Here is an 18,876-nt window from a genome sequence, read left to right on the forward strand (position 1 = left end):
ACGGCCATGCAGATGGGAGGCCGCGAGGATCCATCCCGGGAACCGCCCACGTGTCTGACGCGTGCGCCGTCTTCGCCGGTCGGGTTCGTTGCTGTTGTGCTGGCGGCTCTGGCTCTCTCAGGATGCGGATCGGATCCTGAAACAGACGCGCGGCCCCTCGAAGTCGTCGCGACCATCGGCTCTGTCGGGATCTGGCCCGGTCAGTTTGCGACACCTCGCGCGCTGGACACCGACGGATCGACGCTCTGGGTGATCGACAAGGCGGCACGGATCCAGCGCCTCGACGCCCAGACGGGTGCGCCGCTCTCAGAGTGGAAGACGCCGCGACATGCGAACGGAATGCCCGTCGGCGTGACCTGCGCGGTGATCGACGGCCGTCCTCTGACGTTCGTCGCAGACACGCACGAGCACCGCGTGCTCGTGTATGAGCCGGGGAGCGATCCGACCGCCGAGGCGCGCATCGTTGCGGAGTTCGGCTCGTACGGCACCGGCCAGGGGCAGTTTATTTATCTGACCGACGTGGCGGTTGTTGCCGACCCGGCTCTGGGCGTTCGGATCTATGTCTCGGAGTACGGCGGATCAGATCGGGTGAGTGTCTTCGACGAGCGCTTTGAGTTTCTGTTCTCCATCGGCGAGTTCGGCACCGGGGAGGACCCATCGCGCATCGAGTTCAACCGTCCGCAGGCGCTCGCGATCGACGAGCAGGCCAGAGAGCTCATCGTGGTCGATGCCTGCAACCACAGGATCGGCAGGTTCACGCTCGAAGGCGAGCTGATCGCGTGGATCGGTTCTCCCTCAACCGCCGGGCGCAAGCTCGGGCAGTTCAAGTACCCGTACAGCATCGCGCTCCTGGACGACGGCACCGCCCTCGTGGTTGAGTATGAAAACGCCCGCATCCAGCGGATCGACATGCGCACCGGGCGCGGGATCAAGACCTACGGCAAGCCGGGGCGCGGCACGGGCGAACTCGTCACGCCCTGGTCGATCGCGATGGTCGGGCGCACTGCGTTTGTGCTCGATGCCGGGAACAACCGCGTGCAGGCGTTCCGGGCTCCCCGCCCCGGGCAGTCGCGCGCGACCGAGGTCGCCTCTCTCGGCTCGCTGCAAGCGACCGATCAGAAGGGGGGGCGATGATGGAGAGCTCGTGGATCCATCACGCGATGGGGCTACACGCGATCGGGCGTGCAGGTGCGAGCCCGCTCGCCTCGATCACGCTCGGCCCGGTCCAGTTCGATTCTCCGGTGTTCTTGATACTGCTACCGGTGCTGATTGCGCTCGCGATCTGGATCGCGCGTCGGAATCTCTCGGGGCTGAGTTCCGCCTCTCGCAAGGTCGCCATCGGGATTCGCCTGCTCCTCATCACGCTGCTCGTGCTCGTGCTCTCGGAGCCCCAGACTCGTAGGACCAGCAAGGACGTCAGCGTGACGGCCGTGTTGGATGCAAGCCGCTCGATCCCCGCGCCGCTGGTGGCGCAGATGGACCGTTTCATCGCGGAAGCCGCACAGCTTCACAAACAATCCGGCGACCGTCTGGGCGTCATCACGGTTGCCCGCGATGCCCGCGTGCAGGATCTGCCCCGCCCGCAGGTGCAGGGTGTGGATCGCAAGGACACGGGGCCGCTGGACGGGACCGATCTCGCCTCGGCGATACGTCTGGCGATGGCAGTGATGCCGAAGGATGCCGCGAACCGGCTCTTGCTGATCTCCGACGGAAACGAGACGGCTGGTTCGCTTCTGCAGGCGGCCCAGGCAGCGCGGGCCGCGGGCGTTCCAATCGATGTCGTGCCGATCGTGTACGAGCACAAGAGCGAGGTCATCGTCGAGCGTCTCGTGGTTCCCGCCACGGCCCGGATGGGTGAGACGGTCGCGGTCAAGGTGGTGTTGACGGCGACAGCCCCCGTCGAGGGGCTTCTGTCGATCATGCAGAACGGCACGAAGATCGATCTCGATCCGGACACGCCCGATCTCTCGATGCCGGTCTCTCTCACAGCGGGCGTGAACGTCAAGGTCATCCCGCTGACGCTCTTCGCCGCAGGGCCGCAGGAGTTCGAGGCGATCTTCGAGCCGCTCGTCGGCGAGGGGGGCGAGTCGGGCGATGCGATCATGGAGAACAACCGGGCACTCGCGGTCTCCTTTGTCGCGGGGCGCGGCCGGGTCCTCCTTGTCTCCCGAAGCGAGCAGGAGTCGAGGCCGTTTGCAGAGGCGATGGCCGCGGGCCGGATCGACGCCAGCGTCATCCCGTCCGAGCAGTTCCCGGGCTCGCTCACGGAACTCAACGGCTTCGACGCCGTGGTCCTGATCAACCAGAACGCGTACGAGTACACGCTCGCGCAGCAGGTCGCGATGCGTCAGTATGTCCACGACTCGGGCGGCGGGCTCGTCATGATCGGCGGACCGGATTCCTTCGGCGCGGGCGGGTGGATCGGCTCGCCGATCGAAGAGGTCCTCCCGGTTCGCCTCGATCCTCCGCAGAAGCGTCAGATGCCGCGCGGTGCGCTGGTCCTGATCATCCACTCTGTCGAGATGCCGCAGGGCGTTTTCTACGGCAAGCAGGTCGCGAACGCGGCGGTCGACGCCCTCTCTCGCCTCGATCTCGCGGGGATCATCGAGTACTCATGGGGCAACGCGACCGACTGGGTGCATCCGCTGGTCGAGCTGGGGGACAAGAGCCAGATCAAGCAGGCGATCAACGGCTTGCAGTTCGGCGATATGCAGGACTTCTCGCCGTCATTCAATCTGGCATTGCAGGGGCTGCTGCGGGTTCAGGCAGGCCAGAAGCACGTGATCATGATCTCGGACGGCGATCCGACGCTGCCGCCACGCTCGCTGCTCCAGAAGTTCGTTGACGCGAAGATCTCTGTGAGCACAGTCGGCGTCTTCCCGCACTCACCGGCGGACACGGCGCGAATGAGCACGATCGCGCGCGACACCGGCGGCCAGCACTACGAGATCACAACCCAGGCGGCGCTCGCGACACTCCCGCAGATCTTCATCAAGGAGGCGCAGACGATCCGTCGCTCGCTGATCTGGGAGGGGCAGGCATTCGCGCCGCGGATCGTCGATGCCGCCGCCGAAACGATGCGGGGTATCTCGGGCGTGCCGCCGATCTCGGGCTACGTCGTGACGGCGGATCGCGAGGGTCTGAGCGTCGTGACGATGCGAGGACAAGAGAACGACCCGATCGCTGCCCAGTGGCAGTTCGGGCTCGGGCGTTCCGTGGCCTTCACATCGGATGCCGCCACGCGCTGGAGCCCGGCGTGGGTCTCGTGGCCGGGCTTCAACCAGTTCTGGCAGCAGCACATCCGCTGGGCGATGCGCCCCTCGGGATCCGCGAACGTCCGCGTGACGACGGAGAACAGGGGCGACCAGACGCTCATCTCGATCGACGCGCTCGACCAGAACGGCGAGCGACTGAACTTTGCCCAGTTCCGAGGGCGCCTTGCCCTCCCCGATGGCGGAGGACAGGACGTCCAGGTGCAGCAGATCGGGCCCGGGCGATACGAGGCCCGTGTGCCGACCGAGCAGGCGGGGACCTACTTGCTCGGGCTGAGGTACGCCGCTCGTCCCGAAGAAAGCGGCCCGATGATCGAGGGAACCGTGCAGGCGGCGATCACCAGACCCTTCGCCGATGAGTTCCGCGCGATCCGCGACAACGCGCCGCTCCTGAGGCAGATCGCTGAGATGACCGGCGGCAAAGTCCTGTCATCCGACCCGCGTCAGGCGGAGCTTTGGAGGCGGGACGACATCAGCATGCCGGTCGCGACAACCCCGATCTGGCTGACGCTCGCCATCTGCTCGATCGCGCTCTTTCTGGCCGATGTCGGTGTGCGCCGTGTCCGCATCGATCCCCACGCGATCGCAAGGCGCATCGCAGGGCTCTTCGGTGCTTCCAAAGTGAAACAAGGTGCGCAGATCGGGTCGTTGCAGGCCGCTCGCGACAAGGCACGCGAGCGCATGAGCGAAGCGGACCGAGGAAGCAGGACAGATCGCGCCGCCGATCCGGCACCGACGCCGATCGCAGACGTCGCGGCACGCAAGTTCGAGAGCGGCCCGGGCACAAAGCCCGACGCCTCCAGCCCTCTGTCGAGCATCCGCTCATCCGACGCACCGGGCGAGAGACCGAAGCCCCGCGCGGGTGCGAGCGAGATCAAGAGCGCGGAAGAGGGAATGTCCGCCTTGATGAAGGCCAAGAAGCGAGCCCAGGAACAGATCGACGACCAGTCGCGCCCGCGCGACGACAAGAAGCAGGACTGACCAAAGACGACCCACCGGCCGGACACCGTTCGGCACACAGGACGGAGCGTGAATCATGGCGAACAGCAGCGTCCCCTCTCCAGAAACTCCCGCGGAACTCCGCGCCGAGTGCGACAAGTTCAAGGCGACCTTCCAGCAACTCCGCACCGAGATCGGCAAGGTGGTTGTCGGCCACAAGGAGGTCGTGGACGGCGTGCTGATCGCGCTCTTCGCCGGCGGCAACGTGCTGCTCGAAGGCGTGCCCGGACTCGGCAAGACCCTGCTCATCCGCACACTCTCCGAGACGCTCCACCTCTCCTTCAATCGCGTGCAGTTTACCCCAGACCTCATGCCGGCGGACGTCATCGGCACCAACATCGTCACCGAAGATGCAGACACCGGGCGCAGGGGATTCCAGTTCCAGCGCGGCCCGATCTTCGCACAGATCGTCCTCGCCGACGAGATCAACCGCGCCACGCCCAAGACCCAATCCGCGCTCCTTGAAGCGATGCAGGAGCGATCGGTGACGGTCGCCGGCCAGACCTACAAGCTCGAACTCCCCTTCTTCGTCATGGCGACGCAGAATCCGATCGAGCAGGAGGGCACATACCCGCTCCCAGAGGCCCAGCTCGACCGCTTCATCTTCAAGATCGTGGTTGGCTACTCGCAGCTCGACGAACTCATGACGATCCTCGACCGCACGACCAGCACGGAGAACCCCAAGCCCTCGCGCGTCATCGACGGGCCCGCGATCCTCGCGGCTCAGAAACTCGTTCGTGGCGTCGTCGTCGCGCCCCACGTCAAGGAGTACGCCGCGAGACTCGTGCTCGCCACGCATCCAGGCGGCAAGCACGCCGCAGGAGGCGAGGGGGGCATCACCAACCGCTATGTCCGCTGCGGCGCATCGCCCCGTGCGGCTCAGGCGCTGCTCCTGGGTGGAAAGGTCAGGGCCCTCGCCGACGGGCGGTACAACGTCTCCTACAAGGACATCCAGGAGATCGCGACACTCGCGCTCCGCCATCGTCTCCTCCTCAACTTCGAGGCCGAGGCAGACCGCGTCGATCCGGATGCGATCGTGAAAGAGATCTTGGAGAAGACAACAACCCAGCCCATGGCGGCGGTGGGGGTGTGAGGGAGCCCCGAGCGCAAGCTCGGGGAGTACAACGAGGTCGTGCGGCTCAAGATGCAGAGAACGCAGATCGAGGACCCGCTTGGGCGGGGGCCGCAGAGAAGCGCGGAGTGACGCAGAGAAAGGAAAGCTCCATGGACCGAGCAGTCATCGCAATGGGCATCGTTGGACTGGGGATCCTCGCGGGCGGCTGCAAGTCTCACCAAAGCCCGATCTTCGCGAAGTCCGAGTACGTCCGAGCATCATCCCTCGCCGGCACGTGGACATCGACCGACGGACGCACGTTCACGATCCGCGAGACGCCCGGAGGCGGGCTGGTGATCGGCGAGGGGAGCGAGTCGCACACCGGCGTGCTCGTCAACATCGGCGGCTCATCCATACTTGAGATCCCCATGAGCGATCCCTCGCGTATGTCCGTCGACGCCTCGCCCGTCTACCACTACGGACTTGTAAAGGTCAGCGGCGACACGATGGAGCACCAGGGCCTGAGCCCGGCGTGGCTGGCGAGCCAGCAGCAGCAGAGCAGCGCGATCGTTGCCGCGCCCCTCGCGAGCGGCACGGGAACCGTGACGGCGACGGACCCTGAGACGATGCGCGGGCTGCTCAAGAAAGCCGTCGCGGATCCGAACGCCTGGGGAGCGAAGGAAATCCTGACACGCAGGCCATAGTCCAGCATGGTGTGTGAGTGAGGCAAAGAGAACGCAGAGGACGCAGGGGTTCTTGAACGCGAAGATCGCGAAGGTCTCGAAGGAAGGCGATGTGAATGAGCCGCTCGACAACTCAGGGGCTTTCCGGAAGGAGTTGCCCGCCGATCTTGAGCGGATCGCGCACACACTGATTGGTGCCGCGATTGAGGTTCATCGCGAGCTTGGCCCCGGGTTGCTTGAATCCGTTTATGAGGAGGCTCTCGTGCATGAACTTTGCACACGGGGCCTGCGAGCACAGAGGCAAGTTGCGCTGGACGTTGTATACAAGGGCGCGGTGATCAAGGGGCAGCGGCTCGACCTAGTCGTGGAAGGACTGATTGTTGTGGAACTGAAGGCCATTGCAAAGCTGGCGGACTTGCACGGAGCCCAGTTGCTGTCATACCTGCGAGCGGCTCGTTTGCCACTCGGCTTGTTGTTCAACTTCAATGTGATGGTCCTTCGTGACGGTATGAGGCGAGTTCTCAATGAGCGTGCCATAGAGACTTTCTCTCCTCTTGTTGTCCCTTCGCGATCTTCGCGTTCTTCGCGTTCAGGAATGGATTGATGCTGCGTACAACCACCATCTCCCGCCCCACCTCGATCGACGACCTGCTCGACGGCCGCCTCGCCGCGCGAATCTCGCAGCTCGACCTCGCCTCCAAGAAGATCTTCGCCGGCAAGATGAAAGGCGAGCGCCGCTCCAAGAAACGAGGCGAGTCCGTCGAGTTCGCCGATCACCGCCCCTATGTCACCGGCGACGACCTCCGCCACATCGACTGGAACATCTTCGGTCGCCTCGACCGACTCTTCCTCAAGCTCTTCCTCGAAGAGGAAGACCTCTCGCTGCACGTCGTGATCGATGCGTCGGCCTCCAGCGACTGCGGCGAGCCCAACAAGTTCCTCTTCATGCAGAAGGCCGCCATGGCCCTCTCGTACCTCGGCCTCGCCAACTACAACCGCGTCGCCGCGACGGCGATCGGCGGCGGGCCGCGCGCCGAGGGCAGCATCTCGGGGAGCATCCGCGACCTGCGAGGCAAGCGCCGCGCCCTGGAGATGGGCTCATTCCTCTGTGGGCTGACGCCCGAAGGCCCGACCAACTTCGGCGAGGCCGCCAAGCGCATCTCCCTTACCCGGCGAGGCAGGGGCGTCATGGTCGTCCTCTCCGATTTCTTCATGAAAGAGGGCTACGAGACCGGCCTGCGCCTGTTGGTGGGCCGCGGCTACGACGTCTTCGCGATCCAGGTCCTCAGCCCGCAGGAGGTCGCGCCCGAGATCGCCGGCGACCTGCGCCTGAAGGATGTCGAGGATGGCGACATGGCCGAGGTCACGATCTCCGCCCCGCTCATCAAGAAGTACAAGCAGAATCTCGCCGCCTACTGCGACCAGTTCCGCCTCTTCTGTGCAAGGCGCGAGATCACCGCCATCACCGTGCAGAGCGACCTCTCCGTCGAGGCCCTGATCCTCGACTATCTCCAGACGAGGGGGCTCTTGCGATGACCTGGCTCACCCCATGGGTCGGCGCGATCGCCGCGGCTGTCGCGATCCCCGCCCTCCTCATCCTCTACTTCCTGAAGCTCCGGAGACGCGACGTCGAAGTCTCCACCACGCTCCTCTGGAAGAAAGCGATCCAGGATCTCCAGGCCAACGCGCCCTTCCAACGCCTCCGCAGGAACCTGCTCCTTCTCCTCCAGCTCATCGTCCTCGCCGCCGCGCTCTTCGCCCTCGCGCAGCCGCAGTTCAAGGGTGCGACCACCAAGGGCCAACGCCACATCATCCTGATCGATCGCTCCGCATCCATGCAATCGCTCGACGCGCCATCGCCCTCGGGCGCGCCCCGCCCGGTGCAGCGTCTGGAAGCCGCGAAGAAAGAGGCGATCGATCTGATTGAGTCGCTGCGCGAGGCCAACGCCTTCCAGCCCAACATCGCGGACGAGGCGATGGTGATCGCCTTCGACACGACCGCCGAGGTCGTCGCCAACTTCACCTCCGACAAGGGCGCGCTCAAACGCGCCGTCGAATCCATCGCCGCCACCGATGGCGGTTCGCTCCTTGAAGAGGCGATGCGCCTCGCCCAGGCCCACGCCCCGCGCCGCGTCGTTGAGGGTCAGGCCATCGAGGGCTTGATCGCCGGCGAGCCCGTCACGATGCACCTCTGGTCCGATGGCGCGATCGCCGACGCCTCGCGCATCCTTCCCGGTGTTGAGAACGAGGTCGTGTACCACGCGGTCGGGCAGGAGGTCACCGCCAACATCGGCATCACCAGCATCAGGGCCGAGCGGGACTTTGAGAACCCGACCCGCCTTGCCGTCTACATCTCGCTCCAGTCGTGCGACGACCGCGAGCGGACACTCGATGTCGAGCTCACGATCGACGGCGTTGTCGCCGGCGTGAAGACTGTCACACTCCCCGCGACCGAGCGCACGCCCGAGATCACGCCGGAGGCCGCCGAAGCCGGGAAGGCACCGGATCGCCCTGCCGCCGCGACGGGAGGCGTTGTCTTCGCGCTCGATCTCCCCCAGGGCGCGGTCATCACAGCCCGGCTGCGCACCGGCGGCGATGACGACCCTCGCGCAGACGTCCTCCGCGTGGACGACCGCGCCTCCATCATCGTGCCCCCCGCCAAGCGTCTCTCTGTAGCGATCGTGACGCGAGGCAATCTGTTCATTCAGGCCGCGCTCGGCGGGCTTCCTCTGGCGCGGCTCGTGACGTTCACCCCCGAACAGTTTCAGCAGGAGATCGACGCGCGCCGCTCGCGCGAGTTTGATGTCGTCATTCTGGACTCATGGCTTCCCCGTCTGCCGCAGGGCGAGACGCTCCCCCCGGGCAGGTGGCTGGTCTTCAACGCGGTTCCCGGCGGCACGCTGGGATTGATCGACGATGGTCCCGGCGATTCGGCCCTCTTCGTCGATTGGGCACGCGAGCACCCCGTGATGCGCGGCCTCGTCCTCGACAACGCCGTGATCGCTGAGTCACGTCGCGTGCGCATTCCCGAGGGCAATCCCGTCGCGGTCCTCGCCACCATGTCCACCGGCCCCTCGATCACGGAGATCATCACGCCCGAGGCACGCGCGATCGTCGTCCCCTTCGATATCGCGCAGACAACCTGGCCCTTCGACGTCTCATTCGTTGTCTTCAGCGCGTCCGCCGTCACGTATCTCGGTGCTGACGGCTCCGATCCCTCCACCCTCCGCATGCTCAGGCCCGGAGGCGTGCTCGCCGACGCGATTCCGCTCGGAGCCAGCGACCCGGTCCTGATCGAGCCGGACCAGCGCGAGACGCCCCTCGTCCTCGCCCCCGACAACCGGATCACCTTCGGCCCGATCCGACGCGCCGGCCTCTACCAGGTCAGATGGTCGGGCAGCGCGACCGATCCCGGCGCGGCACGCCCGCTCCGCACCTACGCAGCAAACATGACCGACGCCTTCGAGTCTGATGTCAGGGCGCACAAACGCCTCGTGCTCGCATCCCGCACCATCGCCTCGGACCAGCAGGGCAAGGTACTCGACCGTCGCCTCTGGCCGTGGCTGCTTCTTGCCGCCTTGGCCGTGCTGATGTTCGAGTGGTACGTCTACAACCGCAAGGTTTACTACTAGGCCAACCTCGAAATCACGAACTCAGGCCCGCATGACCAGGATCTCGTCAAGTGGCTTCCGCGTGATGTCCGGCACCACACAATCCTCCGATGCATAGCCGATCGGGATGAGCAGGTACGGCCGCTCATGCTCGGGCCTGCCCAGAATCTCTCCGAGAAACTTCATCGGGCTCGGCGTATGCGTCAGCGTCGCCAGCCCCGCATGGTGCGCCGCCGCGAGGAGCATCCCGACAGCGATCCCGACACTCTCGTTCACGTAATACACCTGCCCTCCCTCATCCGTCTTCATCATCTTGAAGACCACGATCAGCCAGGGCGCGATCTCCAGAAAGTCCTTGTTCTCATCCGTGCCGAAGGGTGCAAGATCGGCCAGCCATTCGGGCGGCGCGATCCGCCCGTAGAACTCCCGCTCTTCCTGCTCCGCCCCTTCGCGGATCTTCCGTTTGAGGGCCGGGTCCGACACCGCCACGAATCGCCACGGCTGCTTGTTCGCGCCCGACGGTGCGCTCCCCGCGGCACGGACAACCCACTCGATCGTCTCGGCCGAGACGCTCCGATCGCTGAACATCCGGACTGAGCGTCGGCGGCTTATCACCTCGTAGAACGAACGCGCCGCCCGCTCCGGCGTCTGATCGGGCTTGAACGGGGTGTGAGGTAGATGGTTCGGGGGAAGCGCCACGGGCATCATCTCCGGCTTCGGGGGTGCAGATCAGAATGAGCGTACCGAACACCGTCCTACGGTGCGTGCGATGCACGACCGGGCCGCAACCGGCCGATAGATGGTCTGATGCACGCCCGCTCGCCGAGTTCCGTGGTGCGACTCTTCCTGTGCCTGGTCGCACTTGGAGCCCCCTTGCAGCCGCGCGCGTTGGCGGACGGTGCCGAGCCCGAGAGCCACCCCGCTCGTCCGAAGTTGGCCGGACGCGTCGTCAAGCACTTTGACTTCGAGGAACGGCTCACGAATCCGCTCGAAGTACCGAGGCACTGGTACAGGTCACAGAACGACCCCAGCGGCACGACTCGCCCCGGCTTTCCCCCCTGGAACGCCGGCGAGCTCGACTACCAGACTGCTCGCTCCGGCGAGGGAAGTGTGCGACTGCCCGTCTCGGGCGGCTCCGCCTGCCTGCGCCTCGAACCGGGTGTCATACCGGTGCTCCCCGACGCGGACTACAGCGTCAGCGCGTACATGCGAACCGCCGGAGGCACACACGCCCGAGCCCGGCTCGCCGCACGCTTGCTCGATGCCTCTGGCGCGGTGATCCCTGGGAGTGAGCGAACGACCGATCCCGTCAGCACACGCGGCGAGTGGGTATCGAGGTCGCTTCAGATCCGGGGCACATCGCCGGATGCCGCGTTCCTGCAGATCGATATGGAGATGCTCCAGCCCAGGGAATGGCAGTCCCCGTCACTTCCCGACTTCGTCGTGTGGCCTGAAGACTTCAACGCCGAGGCGTGGTTCGATGATGTGCGTGTCACCCAGCTCCCCCGTGTGGAGCTGCGCATTGAGCATCCCGGCCGCGCACACTCGCCGGGTCAGGTCGGGATCGTCCGATCCGAGATCGCGCCGTCGATCCGAGCACACCTGCGAGACCTGACCGGACAGTCGCTCGTCGCCAGACTCTCAATCCGCGGGCTCGACGGCCATCTGATTGATTCCATCACATTCGCCGCAGATCGCGGGCCTGGGGGCACGCGCTGGTCTCCCACCCTCCCTGCCAAGGGGTGGTTCGAGGCCCAGATGGAACTCTTCGCAGACGGCGAGTTCGTCGGCTCGGCGGTTCTCCCCTTCGGTTGGCTCGATCCTCACGATCGCCCCGATCGGGATGGCGCGCGATTCCTGATTCTGGCCGATGCACTTCCCCCAGCAATGTTCGACAAGCTCGCCCCGTTCGCTCGCACCACGGGGGCGGGCTCACTCGTGCTTCCCGCCTGGCGCCCGGAGATGCGGGCCGATTCGATCGAGTCCGATCTGACTCCGATCGAGGGGGCCATCACAGAGTCGCTCGGGGCCGGGCTCGAGGTCGGCCTCGCGCTCGCCTCGATACCCACGGAACTGGCCTCTCGCGCTCGCCTGGACCCGCGCGACACCCTCCGATTGATCGCTGATCAGGGCGAGATCGCCAGGCCGTACATCGATCCTCTCATCGATCGATACGGGCAGTCCGTGCAGCGATGGTTCTTCGGAAGCCCATCGGTCGGACCGATGACGATCGGCGACGAGCTGGTGACGCAGCTCACGCGAGCGGACCGCCTCATCGGCGACCTTGTGCCCGGCCCGATTCTCTCGATCCCGTGGGATGGTGCGACAAGCGTCTCGCCCGCCATCGCCGGCTTCGCGCCGGACGGGCTCTTTGTCACGATCCCCGAGGGGATCGGTGCGGGCGGCATCGGGCCATGGATCGACGCCCTCGCAACCTCGCTGATCAACACGGATCGACGCTCGAACGACCCGATCGAACTCACGATCCTTCCACGCCTGCTCGACCACGAGCGATTCGGCCGAGAGATCTCGATCGACCAGTTCTGCAAGATGGTTGTCGAAGCGTGGAGCCGGATCGACGACCTCGACGAGGCAGGCATCAGACTCCGTTTCGGTCTGGTTGATCCCTGGCTCGCGTCTGATTCGAATGACCCTGACATGGCTCCGGCCCCCGCGATCGTGGCCATGAGCGGGCTCGCATCACACCTCGTTGATCGACGGGTGATCATGCGCCTCCCGACAAATCCCGGCATCCACGCGTATCTGCTCGGACCCGCGGGCTCATCCAAGCAGTCGAAGACCGGTGCAATCGTCGTCTGGTCCGACGGAAGAGATCCGCAGGCGACCCTCTCTCTGTACCTCGGCCCGGATCAGATCACGCTGAGCGATGTCTACGGGAACCGTTCGGCACTCGCACCGTTCAGCCCGTCCGAGGGTGACAGAATCCGCACCCACGATGTGCCGCTGACCGAGGCACCGGTGATCGTTGAGGGCGTGGACGAAAGGATCGTCGTGCTGGGCGCGGGCTTTCGGATCGAGCCGCCCTTCATCCCGGCGATCAACGAATCGCACGAACGCGAGCTGGTCATCGCAAACCCGTTCAGTTCTCCGATCGATATCCGCTACTTCATCACGCGCCCCGGCTCAGACGAGCAGGGCCGACGCGACCGCTCGTGGTCCGTGACCCCGCGATCGGGCAGCATCCAGATCGAACCCAAGGGCGAGGGACGGATCCCCATCACCGTCGTCCCCTCCGCAGTTGAAGAAGCAGGACCAAAAGAGTTCGTGCTCGATGCGCAGGTCACATCCGATCGTGCCTACGGCTGGATCCGTATGGTCACCATCGCCGAGCTCGGGCTGCCCGGCATCCGCGCCGACGTGAACGCGACACTCTCGCCGGCTCCGTCGGGTCCTGATGTCACGGCCGATGTCCTCATCGTCAACACCGGGACCGAACCGATCACACTCGAAATCGCGGCATTCGCCCCCGGATATCCCCGGCAACGCTCGGCGGTCAGCTCGATCCAGCCCGGCGCATCGGCGGTTCGTCGCTTCACGTTCCCGCGCGGCGTTTCACGCCTCCAACGCGAACGGATCGTGGTCAGCATCGTCGACACCGCGAGCGGCGGACGCCTCAACGCCGGCGTCGCAGTGCCGACAGTCCCATAAATCATGGGTTCACATCACCCTGACGCACTCCGAGTATCGCCGACAGGCCACCGGAGAGAATCTTCGCATTGACACTTGACAGCACCCGAATCGTATGGATAATACTTGGATACCATCGTCCAAACCATAGGGCATGAAAGTATCGTGCCTGATCCAGAGTTCGGTCGATGGAAAGGGTGTCGATTGTCGGGGTGCGAGCATGATCTTGGCCACGCACACACCGGGTCGTTCGAGCGAGCGTGATGTGAACGCATCGCGTATCGATCGCACGACGCGGCTCGGAAGCAGGCCCGATCCTCTCGTCACCGACCGTCACTTGTCGGAACGTTTGCGGTGGAACCGCTGCTCCGTTCGCATCGTTCGTGTCGGCGCATGCCCGGATGCCTCAGCGTCCCGGCGAGGAAGACGCGCAGGCACGAAGCCGGGGCATGCCCTTCGTGGCCTGCCATCCGGCGAGCACGCACAGGGATGGCGTCATGGTTCCTACACGACCTTTCAGTGGACGAGCTTCCAGCGGTCCTGCTTCCATCGTTCAGGGTCGCTCGGAGGCATCAGGTGGTCACTCTCCCGCCAACGAGCCGCTTGTTCGTCTCGGCCCGGGCGGCATGTTCGTTTCGGAGTACCGCTGCGCTCCGTCGCTGGGCCGCTTCGCCCGGCTCTCGCGGGTCGATGCGGATCTGCTGCCCGATGGGTGCTCCGCGTGCCGCACACGCGGAACTCAATCCCGGCAAACACCGGCGGAGCCAGATCGTGTCCTGTTGCTCGGGCGTCTCTCGCTCGCCCATGTAATGCTGGCCTCTCAGATCCAGGCCGGCCGTCGTCTGCTCATGACCGTGCGCGGCCTCAGGGCTTCGCTCGGAGAGTCTCGCACACCGATCGTTCCCGCAACCGACTTGGAGGGTTCGCGCCATGAATCTCACACCGAAGCAGCTCCGCATTCTTCAGCTCATCCGCGACTGGCGGGTTCGCCGGGGCTATTCCCCGACCATGCAGGAACTCGCGGACGAGATCGGCGTCAGCAAGGTCACGGTCTTCGAGCACGTCGAGGCGCTTATCCGCAAGGGCGCCCTGGTCCGCGAACCGAACAAGGCACGCTCTTTGTCGATCGCTGACGGCATCCCCGTCCCCGACGAGTCGCGCCCCCTCCGCTTCCCCCTTGTCGGCAAAATCGCCGCCGGCTACCCCATCGAGAAGGTCCCCGATGCCGACGAGATCGACCTGACCGAGTTCCTCTTCCCGACCGCCCGCGGCGAATCAACCTTCGCGCTCAAAGTCGATGGAGACTCCATGCGTGACGAGGGCATCTTCAGCGGCGACATCGTGCTCGTCGAGCGCACCCAAGTCGCCCAGAACGGCGATCGCGTTGTCGCTCTCCTCCCCGATGGCTCCACCACTCTCAAGACCTTCTACAAGGAAGACGACCACATCCGACTCCAGCCCGCAAACCCCGACTTCGAGCCCATCCGTGTCCGCTTCTGCCAGATCCAGGGCATCGTCAAGGGCGTCGTCCGCCGCTACGGCCGCTGACTGGACAGTGACACAGTGACACAGTGACACAGTGACACAGTGACACAGTCTGACGATATCATCTAGATCTCCGTCACTCCGTCACTCCGTCACTCCGTCACTCCGTCACTCCGTCACTCCGTCACTCCGTCTCAGAACCTCTTATGCGTCGCCCGGCTCTCCGGCTCGCGAACGCCCAGGATGTTCCTACACAGGGCTAGGTCGCTCGGTCGCGTGATCTTGATATTGCGTGCCTCTCCCGGCACAGTGATCACCCGCTCACCGAGTCGCTCAACCAGCCCCGCATCGTCCGTGCTCGAAAGATCATCCTGCGCGTACGCGCGAACGATCAGGCCCCGCTCAAAGACCTGCGGCGTCTGCACCATCACCAGACGCGTGCGATCGATCGTCTGCTCGACACGCAGATACGCCGTGCCCTGCGCCGCCGAGGCCCCCTCCGAAAGAATCACGGCGAAGGGATCCGGCTTCGGATCCGGCACGCGATCTTCGCTCACTCGCTTGATCGTGTCGCCGACTTCCATCACCGGGATCACCGCCGCAAACTTGGTTGCGCCGTCGAACACGCGATCAAGCAACTCGCGCGACACGCACGGACGGGCCCCATCGTGGATCGCAACGTGCGTCGCATCATCCGGAACATGATCGAGCGCGGCCCGAACCGTCTCCCATCGGTGGGTCACGCCGCCGCTGACGATGCGCGCTCCGAGCAACCCGAGTTTGTCGCCGTGCCGGGTACGGAACCGATCCATCTGCGCGGGGTCGTGCGGGCCGGCGACAATGATCGAGCCGATCACGACCTCTTCGTGCTCGTAGTTCACGAATGCTTCGACCGTGCGCTGGAGCACAGGCCTCCCGCCGAGATCCTCATCAAGCTTGGAGCGGGGAACCTCCATCCCCTCGACATACCGCCCGCTGAATCCTGCTGCTGGAATGATCACGGCAACGCGAATGCTCATGCCTCACGATAGGGGGCGAGCGCCGCCATCCGCACGCCGGCCGACGGGTCGTCTCGGCCTCAACAGTCCGCCCGGCTCCTCTGGTACATCACTTGAGCAGCGCGACGGCCATCGGGTCCGTCGGCCGGATACCCGCCATGATCGGCTCTGCAGGGCCACCAGTACCCCCCGCGGCGAGGGGCGGCCAATCGATCGCGGAGTACACCACCTCCGGCTCCGAATGCTCGATCGGCGAAACGGCGGACCGGTTGAGAAAGAAGGCACCCGCACAGAGCGCGATCGCGCACACACCGACACCCGCCCGCGTCACGCGCCGCACGGTCCGACGACGATGGACCCGACGCATGAACATCTCGGGCGGCTCCGTTCGCGCGCTCCCGTTCGCTCTTGCGAGCCCGTCCAGCATGGTCTCAAGATCGTGGCTCATGGCGTCACCCTCACTGTATCGCGAGCACACTCGATCACGCGGGTGCCGCCCAAAAGACGTTCGAGTTCCTCGATCGCACGCCGGTATCTCCCCGCGATGGTGCTCCGGTTCTGATCGAGCGAGAACGCGAGCTGGTCGAAGGTCAGTCCGCCGACATGGCGCAGCAGCACGACCTCTGCCAGTTCGTCGGGCAGTGATGCGATCGCCTCACTCAAGCGTTCGTCACTGCGCTCGCTGATCGTTGCACGGCCCACATCAGCGCGATGCACGCCCGCGATGCCGGCGTCGTGTCCATGGCGGGTGTGGCGGCCATTGCTTCGCACATCGTTGATCGCAAGCCGCCTGACCATGCACGCGAGGAACACGCTCACATCGCGGATCTCGCGTACTTGCCTCTCCCGCAGTTCCAGCACGCGGCACATCGCCTGCTGAACCACATCCTCCGCGCGCTGCGCGTCCCGCGTCACCGCTCTGGCCACCGCAAGCAGCGACGGGCCCACACGAGCCCAGAGCTCGCGTGCGGCCCGCTCGTCGCCCTTTCGTATCAGGCGAACAAGCTCAAGATCGCTGCCGGCGTTCGTCAAGGGTGCCTCGCTCAAGGTTTACTTGACCTGTCCAAGGCGCTCCACGATGGCCTTGAACGACTCGTTCGATCGATCGACTGATGCGCGGCTCTTCGCGAAGTTGGGCACGAACACCTGCGCGATCAGGCCGTACTCACCCGCGAGCACCGCCTCGTGGATGCGGTCGAGTTCCTCAGGTGCGTCGGGTGCGGACCACGCCGCGATCATGTCGTCATACGCGCGGCCAATGCCGTCAAACTGTGCCGCCAGGGCCGCCTCGTCGAGCAACCCGAGGCCCTTCATGGCATCGCCCCGGTCCTCCACCATCGCCTGCAGGACCTGAACAAGCTGTGCGCCGGCACGTGGGCCCGAGTATGCTGCCCGCATCCACTCGACGGTCATCCACTTCTCTGTCACGAACGCTTCCGGAAGCCGGAAGTCGCCCGCCCGCTCGATCCGTTCGATCGCTCCGAGCAACGACTCTGCGTTAGCTCGATCGATCTTGCCCAGGTCGAGCATCGTGCCGATACGCTCGATCGCGGTCTGTGTCATCGCGATCGACACGAGCGAAGAAATCATGATCCGATCCTGCGAGATGTGCTCGGCAATCGCGAAGATTGCTGCGATGCTCTCCACCGCGCCGGAAACGTCGCTGCGATCCAGAAGCTGGGCGGCCCGAGCGTCGAGCATGATCACGATGCCCCGCATCGGCCCCGCGTGATCAACGAGCGCGAGCGGCCCCTTGGAATACTGCACACCCCAGTCGCAGCGTTCGAGCCGGGTCGCCTCGATGGCGAGCGCGAGGTTTCCAGAGTTGTTCTCCAAGAGGGCGGCGATCTCGGGCATCTCTCGTATGGCCATGCCCTTCGAGCGTGCGTCGCGAACCTGTTGGATCGCATCGGCCCCGATGAGGCGCATCGCCCGTGCATAGAGCAGCGCGGCGTTCGTCGGCTCGCGCATGCCCTCGGGCAGAGCGGGAACGACTTCTGGAGTGCGGATCTCCTGGGCATGTGCGCTGCCGGCGCATGGCGAGAGACCCGTCGTACCGGCGATGACCGTCACGAGCGAGATCGACCGAGCGAACCTTGCAGACGCGAGCTTCATATGCCGCATGACCATCACACTGCCTCCAATCGGTACGACGCGCACCCCGCCGCGATGGGCGTCATTGTCTCTGATCTGACACCGCCGATGAGCGTTCATGTGCCGGCATCCAACATTTCTTTGCATCAGTCCGATCGCACACCTTCCGAACCCCTAGTGTCTGGCGCATGACCAAGACGGACCCATCCCCAACACCCACAGGACATGAGGGGGATCGCACCGACGGCCTCTACGGCCAGCCGGATCTCTACGACATCCTGCACGGGCCTGATACCGAATGGGAGGTCCGCGGCCTCTTCAAGATCGCCCGCCGATTCCTCGGCCCGCGCGATCCGGCCACCATGCGCTGGCTCGAGCCCGCCTGCGGCACGGGACGCTATCTGCGGATTGCCGCGAAGCGCGGCGTGCGCGTCGTCGGCTTCGATCGGTCGCCGGAGATGATCGCCTACGCCGAGGCACGCATGAAAGATCTCGGCGTCTCGCGTCGTGCCAACCTATTTGTCGGCGACATGGTTGGCTTCGAAGAGCACGTCAAGCCCGCCTCAATCGACCTGGCATTCAACCTCATCAACACCATCCGCCATCTTCCCAGTGATCGCGCCATGCTGGCCCACCTCGCGGGCATCCGCGCCGTCATGAAGCCGAGGGGGGTGGTTATCGTCGGCATCTCCCTCTCCGCGTACGGCAAGGAAGAAGCCCAGGAAGACATCTGGCGCGGCAAGCGCGGACGCATCGAAGTCACGCAGATCGTCAACTACGAGCCCGCCGAAGATGGACCCGGCAAGCGCAAGGAGATGGTGTACAGCCACATGCTCGCGCGCGGCCCCAAAGGTGACGCCCACTTCGACGATGCCTACGCCCTGCGGAGCTACGACCTCCCTCAGTGGCGAGAGATCACCTCCCGCGCCGGCTTGGAGTGCATCGCCGTCATCGATGAGCAGGGTCAGGACATCGAGATCCGCGAGCCCGGATACGCGATCCACGCGTTCCGAGCCAAGCCCTCGCGCTGAG

At 65.2% G+C, this 18,876-nt stretch carries 16 protein-coding genes; 10 read left to right on the forward strand and 6 right to left on the reverse strand.

Going from position 1 to position 18,876, the window contains the following annotated elements:
- Positions 1-6: 6 nt before the first annotated feature.
- The 7 genes from KF838_15010 (at position 7) to KF838_15040 (ending at position 9,640) form a co-directional block, all read left to right on the forward strand.
- On the forward strand, positions 7-1,134 hold the full coding sequence (locus KF838_15010) for a hypothetical protein (GenBank protein QYK48087.1): 1,128 nt from the start codon (positions 7-9) through the stop codon (positions 1,132-1,134).
- On the forward strand, positions 1,131-4,253 hold the full coding sequence (locus tag KF838_15015; protein QYK48088.1) for a VWA domain-containing protein: 3,123 nt from the start codon (positions 1,131-1,133) through the stop codon (positions 4,251-4,253). Before KF838_15010 ends, KF838_15015 begins: the two co-directional genes overlap by 4 nt.
- A gap of 55 nt (positions 4,254-4,308) precedes the next feature.
- The gene (locus KF838_15020; protein QYK48089.1) at positions 4,309-5,364 is read left to right on the forward strand and encodes a MoxR family ATPase; all 1,056 of its coding nucleotides are present in this window, start codon (positions 4,309-4,311) and stop codon (positions 5,362-5,364) included.
- A 131-nt stretch (positions 5,365-5,495) separates the two neighbouring features.
- On the forward strand, positions 5,496-6,029 hold the full coding sequence (locus tag KF838_15025; protein ID QYK48090.1) for a hypothetical protein: 534 nt from the start codon (positions 5,496-5,498) through the stop codon (positions 6,027-6,029).
- A gap of 52 nt (positions 6,030-6,081) precedes the next feature.
- On the forward strand, positions 6,082-6,612 hold the full coding sequence (locus KF838_15030) for a GxxExxY protein (protein QYK48091.1): 531 nt from the start codon (positions 6,082-6,084) through the stop codon (positions 6,610-6,612).
- Entirely contained in the window at positions 6,612-7,544 is a 933-nt protein-coding gene (locus KF838_15035; GenBank protein QYK48092.1) for a DUF58 domain-containing protein, read from the forward strand. The genes KF838_15030 and KF838_15035 overlap by 1 nt, the downstream gene beginning before the upstream one ends.
- Positions 7,541-9,640 (forward strand): VWA domain-containing protein, encoded by a 2,100-nt coding sequence (locus KF838_15040; protein QYK48093.1) that lies wholly within the window; start codon positions 7,541-7,543, stop codon positions 9,638-9,640. The genes KF838_15035 and KF838_15040 overlap by 4 nt, the downstream gene beginning before the upstream one ends.
- Positions 9,641-9,661: 21 nt before the next feature.
- Here the strand turns inward: KF838_15040 and KF838_15045 are convergent, their stop codons facing one another.
- On the reverse strand, positions 9,662-10,318 hold the full coding sequence (locus KF838_15045) for a nitroreductase family protein (protein ID QYK48094.1): 657 nt from the start codon (positions 10,316-10,318) through the stop codon (positions 9,662-9,664).
- Positions 10,319-10,492: 174 nt separating this feature from the next.
- Here KF838_15045 and KF838_15050 point away from each other — a divergent pair, with 174 nt between their 5' ends.
- Positions 10,493-13,288: a hypothetical protein gene (locus tag KF838_15050; GenBank protein ID QYK48095.1), complete on the forward strand. Its 2,796-nt coding sequence runs from the start codon at positions 10,493-10,495 to the stop codon at positions 13,286-13,288.
- Positions 13,289-13,839: 551 nt separating this feature from the next.
- Here the strand turns inward: KF838_15050 and KF838_15055 are convergent.
- Positions 13,840-14,199 (reverse strand): hypothetical protein, encoded by a 360-nt coding sequence (locus KF838_15055; protein ID QYK48096.1) that lies wholly within the window; start codon positions 14,197-14,199, stop codon positions 13,840-13,842.
- Here KF838_15055 and lexA point away from each other — a divergent pair.
- A complete protein-coding gene (gene lexA / locus KF838_15060) occupies positions 14,198-14,815 on the forward strand; it encodes a transcriptional repressor LexA (GenBank protein ID QYK48097.1) in 618 nt (205 codons plus the stop codon). The genes KF838_15055 and lexA overlap by 2 nt on opposite strands.
- A 131-nt stretch (positions 14,816-14,946) precedes the next feature.
- Here lexA and KF838_15065 read toward each other — a convergent pair whose 3' ends face one another.
- The 4 genes from KF838_15065 to KF838_15080 all read right to left on the reverse strand — a co-directional run bounded on the left by KF838_15065 (position 14,947) and on the right by KF838_15080 (position 17,880).
- Positions 14,947-15,771, reverse strand: coding sequence for a 2-C-methyl-D-erythritol 4-phosphate cytidylyltransferase (locus tag KF838_15065; GenBank protein QYK48098.1), 825 nt, complete (start codon positions 15,769-15,771; stop codon positions 14,947-14,949).
- Between the two features lie 88 nt (positions 15,772-15,859).
- Positions 15,860-16,198 (reverse strand): hypothetical protein, encoded by a 339-nt coding sequence (locus KF838_15070; GenBank protein ID QYK48099.1) that lies wholly within the window; start codon positions 16,196-16,198, stop codon positions 15,860-15,862.
- Complete coding sequence (locus KF838_15075; protein ID QYK48100.1) at positions 16,195-16,782, reverse strand: RNA polymerase sigma factor; 588 nt, start codon at positions 16,780-16,782, stop codon at positions 16,195-16,197. Before KF838_15075 ends, KF838_15070 begins: the two co-directional genes overlap by 4 nt.
- An 18-nt stretch (positions 16,783-16,800) precedes the next feature.
- Positions 16,801-17,880, reverse strand: coding sequence for a hypothetical protein (locus KF838_15080; GenBank protein ID QYK48101.1), 1,080 nt, complete (start codon positions 17,878-17,880; stop codon positions 16,801-16,803).
- 152 nt (positions 17,881-18,032) lie between these two features.
- On the opposite strand from KF838_15080, the gene KF838_15085 reads away from it, so the two are divergent.
- The gene (locus KF838_15085) at positions 18,033-18,875 is read left to right on the forward strand and encodes a class I SAM-dependent methyltransferase (protein QYK48102.1); all 843 of its coding nucleotides are present in this window, start codon (positions 18,033-18,035) and stop codon (positions 18,873-18,875) included.
- Position 18,876: the final 1 nt, after the last annotated feature.

Source organism: Phycisphaeraceae bacterium (assembly GCA_019454185.1).
In the GTDB taxonomy this organism is placed as follows: domain Bacteria; phylum Planctomycetota; class Phycisphaerae; order Phycisphaerales; family UBA1924; genus JAHBWV01.